The sequence below is a fragment of the Hymenobacter sp. genome, assembly GCF_035709525.1.
GTDB lineage: Bacteria > Bacteroidota > Bacteroidia > Cytophagales > Hymenobacteraceae > Hymenobacter.
Map to the genome: position 1 here is coordinate 1 of NZ_DASTEP010000196.1, position 8,161 is coordinate 8,161.

The window sequence follows — 8,161 nt, forward strand, 5'->3', positions numbered from 1 at the left end:
GAAAAAGCCGCCTTGATACGTCTGGGCGGCTTTTTCCATAACTCAAAACTCAGAACTAAAAACTCTTAACTCATCTCACTTCCGGTGCCGCTGCTTCACCGTGAAGTTGCGGCTCACGATGAAGCCGTAGTAGAGGTTGCCGCTGAAGAAGGGGTAGGTGGTTTCGGCGATAAACTGCTTTTCGACGAGGCCCGGCGAATTGGTGACGTGCAGCTGGAAAATGTGGCCGCCGGTTTCGATGTCCACGCCCACGCCCGCCGAGTTGCGCTGGTGGTCGGCCGCATAGCGGCTCAGCAGGTAGTGGTATTCGGCATTGACGGAGAAGCGCTTGGTGAGCTTGTAGCGCCCGCCGCCGCCCAGCGCGTACACGTCGTTGGCTTCGCCCTCGCGCAGCACCAGGTTGCGGTGAACGAGCGTGGGCATCAGCTGAAACGAAAACTCGGGGCTGAATTTGCGCCCAATCAGCGCCTGGTAGGTGTAGGCAGTGCGCAAGCCCAGCGTGCGCGGCACGTTGTCGGCGTACTTCTGGGTCGTTACGGCGGCCGAGGTCAGCAGCGTCACCGATACCGGCACTGCGTGCCGGCCGGTGCTTTGGCGCAGCGCCCGGTATTTGAGGAAGCCATCCAGCGTCTGGCCCATCGACGTGCGGCCCAAGCCCACCTCCAGCCGGTCGCTGAGGGCGTATTCGAGCGCGATACGCACCTGCGCGTTGTCGAACCCGAACAGGGTCGAAAAGCCCTCGTTCACCGTGCCGAAGTTGTGCGAAAACAGAAACACCATCGTGCCTTCGCCGGGCGTTTCCACCGTGTGGCCGTTGATGAGGCGGGTGCTCTTGAAGGTAGCCTCGACCAGCTGGTTGGGAGCATCCTTTTTGGTGTCTTCTTCCAGCTGGCCCAGCAGGTCGGCTTGGGCGCGGGCAGCGGGCGCGGCCAGGGCGGCCAGCAGCAGGCCCAGGCCGGCGGCGCGCGAAATAGAGGTAACTAATTGATTCATAAAGATAAAAAGTTAATAAAAATCAGGGCTGCGAAACCAGGGCCGGCCCGCTGGCATCGCAAGTCAGGCTCACGCGCACGCTCACCGACTTGGCGATGTGCTCGCGCACGAGCAGCGGAATATCGATGGCGTAGTCGGCCGGCGCGATGTTGAAGTAGGCAAACACAACCAGCTGCCCATCACGCATTTGCAGCGTGCCCGACACGGCTACCTTGTGCGTCACGCCGTGCAGCGTCAGCTGGCCTTCGACCTCCACATTCTGGCTGCCGGTGGGCAATTGCTTCACTACCTGCGCTGCATTCACGAGCTGCCCGCTGAAGGTGGCCTTCGGAAATTTCTCCGACTCCATGTAGTTTTCGTTGAAGTGCTCCTGCATGAGGGTGCGCTTAAACTGAAACTCCCGCACCGGCACCGCAAACGCCAGCTGCCCGGTGCCCAGGTCGAAAACGGCAGCCACCTTGTTGTTTTTGGCCTCGATATCTTCCATTATCGAAGCCGAAAAAAACGAGATGTAGCCCGTCTTGGTCAGGTACTTGGCCTGGGCCTGCGCCGCCAGCGGCCCGGCCAGGCCGCCCAGCCATAGCAGTAGCGCCGGCAGCCACCGCCGCGCGGTGCCCAGGTGGGGGCGTCGTAAAAAACCTGTCATGTAAAAAGAGGGTAGGGCGCCCGGCGCGGGCTAGTTGTTGGGCGCGCCCGCATCGACCCAGGCCTTGATGGTAGCGATGTCGCAGACCGAGAGCTTGTCGCCGTTGTTGGGCATGGGCACGAAGCCCGCGTCGTGGCGGATGTTGCCCACCATGTAGCTCACGTTGTTGCGGCCGTTGGCGGGGTTCGAGTAAAACTTCACCTGCGTAAAGTCCTCCATGTTGAACGTGCCCGCCGTGGACTGCTGGTAGTCTTTGGCGCTGTGGCACGAGTAGCAGTTTTTGGTCAGAATGGGCAGCACGTGCACCTGGTAGCTCACCGTGGCCGGCAGGTTGCAGGGCGCGGGCGCCTCGTAGGCGTTGGTATAGGAGCAGGCCGCCAGCAGGCTGCCGAGCCCCAGCGCTACGCCTAGGATAGCACCCCGATAAGCAAAAGCATTAAGTGGATTTTTCACTTGCGTTAAAATTGTATAATATTTATAAATTATTCAATAATCTAAAAGACAGAACAGCGCTTATGGTACTCTGTAAATCACACGCTACTACAAACATACTTTATAAAATAATGATTTGCGCGAGCTAAAGAGCGGCTTGTTGCAAAGTATAGCTAATGGTAAATAAAATCTTGTAATAGTACTTTTAGTAGAAGCAGGGTTTTCCTGCAAATGACCGCTACCTACGGGGCGCAGCTGCGGCAGGATTGCGCACGGGGCCAATTTGTTGATTTCGGGCAATGGGCCGGGCACAAAAAAAGCCCGGCCGAGGCCGGGCTTTTCTGTAGTTGCTAGCGCAACGGGCTAGATGGTGGTGCGCAGCTTGGGCGCGTCGCTGGCTACGCTGCTGATGTCCTCGCCGGCGGCGCGGCGCTCAGCTTCTTCCTTTTTACCATAGGTATCGAGGATGATGGGCGTGGCGATGAACAGCGACGAGTACGTGCCGAAGATGATGCCGATAATCATGGCAAACGAGAACGAACGCAGGGTTTCGCCGCCGAAGATGTAAAGCACCAGCACCACCAGGAACACCGTGGTGAACGTAATCATGGTGCGCGAGAAGGTCGAGTTCAACGCCGGGTTTACTACTTGGGCGAAGGTCAGCTTGGGGTCGTTGCGCAGGTACTCGCGGATGCGGTCGTAGATAACCACCGTGTCGTTCATCGAGAAGCCGATGATGGAAAGCACGGCTGCCACGAAAATCTGGTCCATCTCATAGTTCAGGCCAAAGGCGCGGGCGATGGGGTAGGTAGCGATAACCAGCAGCGCATCGTGGAAAAGGGCGATAACGGCGGCCATCGAGTACTGCCACCGCTCGAAGCGGAACAGCACGTAGACGAAGATGCCAAGCAGCGTGAGGGCCAGCGACAGCACCGAGGTGCGCTTGATGTCGTCGGCGATGGTAGCACCCACTTTCGAGGTCGATTTAATCACCGGCGCGTCGGCCGAGAATTTATTCAGGCCCTGGTTAAGGGCGGCTACTACCTTTTTATCAGCCACCTGGGTTTCGTCTTCGGAGAGGTAGCTGGTCGTGATGCGCAGGCGGTTAGGCGCACCGTATTGCTTCACTTCGAGGCCCGCGCCCCCGAATACGGGGCGGATGGCGTCGGCAATGTCCGACGAAACCACGGCTTTGTTGAAATCGACCACGTAGGAGCGGCCGCCCTGGAAGTCAACGCCCAGGTTGGGGCCGCCTTGCAGGTACATCAGCACGAAGCCCACCACAATGATAACGGTCGAGGCGGCGTAAGCGATTTTGCGCTTGCCCACGATGTCGAAGTTCACATTCTTGAACAGGTTGCGCGAAAGCACGGTCGAGAACGAGATGCTGCTCGTCGTCTTGCCTTTAATCAGGGCCTCAATGATGAGGCGCGACACGAACACGGCCGACAGGAACGAGGTGAGTACACCAATGCCCAGCGTAACGGCGAAGCTCTGCACCGGGCCCGTGCCGAAGAAGCCCAGGATGATGGCGATGAGCATGGTCGTCACGTTAGAGTCGAAGATGGCCGAGAACGCGCGGTTGTAGCCCGCGTTCACGGCATCGTGCAGCGAGTGGCCGTGGTCCAGCTCTTCGCGGATGCGCTCGAAAATCAGTACGTTAGCATCTACCGACGAAGCGATTACCAGAATCAAACCGGCGATGCCGGGCAGCGTGAGGGCCGTCTGAAACTGCGCCAGCACGCCCAGAATCAGGAACATGTTGAAGAGCAGCGCGGCATCGGCCACGAGGCCGGCGCGGCCGTAGTACACGGTCATGAACAGCATGATAATCAGCAAGCCAGCCAGCGACGAATACAAGCCTTGGTTAATGGCTTCCTGGCCCAGCGAGGGGCCTACTACCGCTTCTTCCACGATGCGGGTAGGCGCGGGCAGCTTACCGGCTTTCAGCACCTGGGCCAAATCCTGGGCTTCTTCGATGCTGAAGCTACCCGAAATCTGGGTGTTGCCGCCCGAGATTTCGCTCTGCACCACGGGGTCCGAGTACACTACGTCGTCGAGCACTACTGCTACCTGCTTGCCGATATTGGCGGCGGTCATGCGCTGCCATTTTTTCGAGCCGCTGGGGTTCATGCTCATGCTCACCTCGGGGCGGCCGGTCTGGTCGTAGTCCATGCGAGCGTCGCTCACTACCTCGCCGGTCAGCGGGGCGGGCGTGTTGCCGGTGCGGTCTTTCTTCACGGCAACCAGCTGAATGATAGACTGCTTGCCGAGTTCCTTGGGCTTGGCGTCGTAGAGCAGCGCCAGGTTGGGGGGGAAGGTAGCGCGGGCCTCATCCGAGCGCAGTAGTTGGTTGAGGCGGGCGGTGTCGCGCAGGTTCACGCCGAGCATGCCACCGGGCAGCTGAGTGAGCAGGCGGCTCAGCGGGCCACCCTGCTGGGCTTTGGCCGAGTCGGTTTTGCTAGCGGCTACGGCCGGCTTCTTGGCCAGCTTGGCGGCCAGCGACGACGAGTCGCCGGCTACGGCGGCGGTGGCTTTGGTGGTGTCAGCGGCCGGGGTAGCGGCGGTAGCTTTTTCCTTATCGCTCAGCGTCTTGTCGAGCTGGCTGATGTAGGGGAAGAACTCCTGCGGGCTCCATACTTCATAGAATTCGAGCTTGGCCTGGCCTTGCAGCAGCTTGCGCACGCGCTCGGGGTTATCCACGCCGGGCAGCTCTACCTGGATGCGGCCGGTGCCCTTCACGCGCTGGATGTTGGGCTGGTTTACGCCGAACTTATCGACACGCTTGCGCAGAATGTCGAACGAGCGGTCGATGGCTTCTTCCTCTTCTTTGTTGATGGCCGACAGTACTTTAGCGTCCGAGGTCGAGCGGTCGATTTTGCGGTCTTTGTTTACGGCGTTGGCAAACAGCGGGGCCAGCGGCTTGCCGGGCGCTACCTCCTGGTAAGCCTGGTAAAACAGGGTAGTGAAGGGCGTGCCCGAGTTGGTTTTCTGGCGCTCCTGGGCCAGGGCCAAGGCTTTGTTGAAGCCCGGCTCCTTGGAGTTGCCAGCCATGGCGCGCACGATTTCAACGGGCGAAACTTCGAGCGTTACGTGCATGCCGCCTTTGAGGTCGAGGCCGAGGCCGAGCTCATTCTGGCGCACGTCGCGGTAGGTGTAGGGCCCGAAAACCGGGGCGCGCCACACCGAGTCGAGGTAGTGCTGGCGCTGGGTTTCGTTGAGCTTGCCGTTGGTAGTGGCGTAGGCCACGGCTTTGTCCTGCACCTGACGCGAGACGTAGGTGAAAAACAGGAAGTACGCGCAGAGCACCGAAACCACGACGGTGAGCGCGATAATTATTCCTTTATTACGCATGTAAGTAAAAGTGGGAAATTGAAGAAATTATAAAAAAGAAAATCAGCAACTAGCGCAGGCGGTAGGGGAAAGTCGGCAAAGCGGCTTTCACCAGTTTGGGGGCCAGGCGCTCGGGTTTGAGGGCGTTATTGCCGGTGTGGGTGAAGTCGAACGTCCAAGCCAGTTGGCTGCTGCGGCAGTCGTAGAGCAGGAGCGTGGCTCCGGTCTTGCTGCTGGGCAGGTTGCTGGTAGGGTCGTTGGCCAGCACTGGCTCATTGAGCAGAATGCGGGCGGCCAGCCCCATGCCGCGCGGCAAAAACTGGAACATAAGCACCTCGCCGGTCAGCACCGCATCGACGCCCAAAACCTGCGCCAGCTGCGGCAGCGAGGCCGACTGGGCAAGCAGTTTTTCGTAGGTGAGGCCAGCCGCTTGCAGGCGGCTATTGGTTTCAGCCACCGACTGGAACTGCACACTGTAGCCTTTGGTGGGCTGCTGGGCCAGCAGCTGGGCATATACCAGCGCCTGCATTTGGTAGGCTATCTGGCGGGCTTCTGGCTGCTGTGGCCACCGGGCGGCGCCCAGCGTGTCGGCCGCAGCGGCCCGAATGTCGTTCAGCTTAGGCTTGGCCACCTGCATGGGCAAAATGGCTACGGTGCGGTGGCTGGCCAGCGTGGCCGCCGCTTCGGCCGTTTGGGCGGCGGCTACCAGCGGCCCCCCAATAGTGAGCAGCCCCACCAGCAGGAAAAGAAAACGAAGCATCGGCGTAGCGCAAAGACAAACCAAGATAGGGTAGTAATTAGCTGTTTGATTGACAGTTAACTAGATAAGCCCATGTGGAAATTGCTTTTGCGCCTACGGGGCCTGCGGCGACAGCGCCGCGCGCAGCAGCCGCTGCCGGTAGTGCAGCGCCGCAAATGCGCCCGCCGGCTTATTCAGCACCGCCCGGCGCACCAGACGCGGCAGCCAGCTCGCAGGCAGGGCATCGGGCAGCCAGCCCAGCGCGAAGGCTGGGGCTACGTAGCTGCCCAGCGGCGAGGCCGCCTCAAACACCACTTTTTGCTTGATAACCGTGGCGCGGGGCGCGGCGCTGACCCGCGACTGCGCGGGCGTGCCCACCGGGCGCAATAGGCTCACCGTCCGGCCGTTCAAACCCAGCAGCAGCAGCACGGGCAGGGCCACCAGGGCCACCCGTAGAAACTGTTTGAGCTGAGAAATTGAATAGAACATAGCTGGGGCAGGGCTACAAATATACCTATTTCAAGCGGCAACTGCCAAGCAATGCAATTTGGGCGCGGAAAGTGCCGGTATTTTGGCGGTATGAAACAGATTTTGACTTGCTTATTTCTGCTGGCTGCGTTGGCGGGCCGGGGCCAGAATGCTGCCGTTTCGGCCGGCCCGGCCGTGTCGGTCGAGGTCAGCCGCGTGTACTGCCTGGTGCGCTTCGTGCAAACGGTAGCCGGCGACGGCTCCACGTACCGGGGCAGCCGGCGCGTATTCGAGCAAAGCCGCTTCAACACGCCCGCCGCCCAGCGCCAGCTGCGCCGCTATCGCCAAACCGACCGCGACCCTACCTACCAGCGCGAGGAATACCCAGCCGGGCGTGTGGGCGCGCAAGTCAGCCTGCTGCCCGCCTACCTGGCAGCCGCCGCCGATGCCGCCGACCTGCCCGATTTGCAGCGCCGCACCGCCGGCCTGCTGCCCAACGAGGTGCTGGTGCGCCTCGATAGCACGTACCGCTTTTTTGCCCCCGCCTTCGATACGTTGGCCTGGCAGCCGCACGCCGCCGAGCTAGCACGCCTGCGCGAGGCGTACAGCAAGTATCTTGTCAACAATAGCTTGATGCAAAAATTTGGCCGCCTGCGCGCTTTCTACGGCAGCGTGTGGCCCGACGCGCTGCCCTACCGCATCCTGCTGAGCCCGGAGCTGGACAAGCGCACCGACTTCACCAACCAGGGCCACGCGCTCGGCAACCTAGTGGTGCTGGACTGCCACCCCACCTCGCGCGACTTCGCGGGCGGCTCGGCAGTAGTGTTCCACGAAATGAGCCACACGCTCTCGATGCAGCAGCGCCTGGCCTTGCAGCAGCAGCTCGAAAAGTGGTACCTCGGCAGCGCTTCGCCCGTCCGGCGCTTTGCTTACAACCTCATGGAAGAGGCGCTGGCTACCGTGGCCGGCGAGTGGCTTTACGCCCAGCAGGCCGGCCAACCCGAGGCCGGCGAGTGGTACCACGACGACTACATCAACCGCTACGCCCACGCCCTCTACCCACTGATGACCAGCTACGTAGCGCGTGGCCAGGAAATCGACAGCGCCTTCGTGGCGCAGGCTATTACGCTTTTTGATAGCACTTTCCCGCAGGCCACTACCGAGTACACGAACCTATTTCGCAACACGCTCTACTGGACCGATTCCGACGACCCGCAGGCCGTTGGGCAGGCGTTTCGGGAGCAGTTTCGCAGCACGTTTACCTACGTGGTCACGCCCATCGTGGCGCAGGCCAAAGGCCTGGAGAAAGCCCGTAGCGGCGAGTTTCTACCGGTTATCGTGGTCACGCGGCAGCACGCGGCCACCCTGCGCTACCTGCGCCAGCAGCTACCCGCGCTACGCGGCCAGCGCCTGCGCCCCGAGCGAAGCTTTGTGCTGAGTACGACTGGCCCGGCGGGGCCGGTTATCGTGGTGTGCGCGCATGAGCCGGCGCAGCTAGTCGCGGCGGCCGCGCATCTCAAGCAGCAGGGGCATATCGAGGTGAAGCAGCC

The 8,161-nt window shown here is 61.1% G+C and carries 7 protein-coding genes; 1 reads left to right on the forward strand and 6 read right to left on the reverse strand.

All coding sequences use genetic code 11. The features are described from left to right. Window positions 1-75: 75 nt before the first annotated feature. The 6 genes from VFO93_RS17485 to VFO93_RS17510 form a co-directional block, all read right to left on the reverse strand. Window positions 76-993: a DUF5777 family beta-barrel protein gene (locus tag VFO93_RS17485; RefSeq protein ID WP_325135669.1), complete on the reverse strand. Its 918-nt coding sequence runs from the start codon at window positions 991-993 to the stop codon at window positions 76-78. A 22-nt stretch (window positions 994-1,015) separates the two neighbouring features. Then, entirely contained in the window at window positions 1,016-1,639 is a 624-nt protein-coding gene (locus tag VFO93_RS17490) for a YceI family protein (RefSeq protein WP_325135670.1), read from the reverse strand. A gap of 30 nt (window positions 1,640-1,669) precedes the next feature. After that, window positions 1,670-2,092, reverse strand: a complete 423-nt coding sequence (locus VFO93_RS17495; RefSeq protein WP_325135671.1) for a hypothetical protein — start codon at window positions 2,090-2,092, stop codon at window positions 1,670-1,672. 342 nt (window positions 2,093-2,434) lie between these two features. Then, entirely contained in the window at window positions 2,435-5,425 is a 2,991-nt protein-coding gene (secDF, locus tag VFO93_RS17500) for a protein translocase subunit SecDF (RefSeq protein WP_325135672.1), read from the reverse strand. Window positions 5,426-5,474: 49 nt separating this feature from the next. After that, a complete protein-coding gene (locus VFO93_RS17505) occupies window positions 5,475-6,164 on the reverse strand; it encodes a hypothetical protein (protein ID WP_325135673.1) in 690 nt (229 codons plus the stop codon). A 93-nt stretch (window positions 6,165-6,257) separates the two neighbouring features. Continuing rightward, window positions 6,258-6,632, reverse strand: coding sequence for a hypothetical protein (locus VFO93_RS17510; protein ID WP_325135674.1), 375 nt, complete (start codon window positions 6,630-6,632; stop codon window positions 6,258-6,260). Window positions 6,633-6,722: 90 nt separating this feature from the next. On the opposite strand from VFO93_RS17510, the gene VFO93_RS17515 reads away from it, so the two are divergent. Further along, the coding region (locus tag VFO93_RS17515; protein WP_325135675.1) for a hypothetical protein at window positions 6,723-8,161 on the forward strand (1,439 nt) is incomplete at its 3' end.

Coding starts and splice junctions, on each gene's coding strand:
- VFO93_RS17485 (WP_325135669.1), bottom strand. CDS start 993: ATGAATCAATTAGTTACCTCTATTTCGCGCGCCGCCGGCCTGGGCCTG.
- VFO93_RS17490 (WP_325135670.1), bottom strand. CDS start 1,639: ATGACAGGTTTTTTACGACGCCCCCACCTGGGCACCGCGCGGCGGTGG.
- secDF (WP_325135672.1), bottom strand. CDS start 5,425: ATGCGTAATAAAGGAATAATTATCGCGCTCACCGTCGTGGTTTCGGTG.
- VFO93_RS17505 (WP_325135673.1), bottom strand. CDS start 6,164: ATGCTTCGTTTTCTTTTCCTGCTGGTGGGGCTGCTCACTATTGGGGGG.
- VFO93_RS17510 (WP_325135674.1), bottom strand. CDS start 6,632: ATGTTCTATTCAATTTCTCAGCTCAAACAGTTTCTACGGGTGGCCCTG.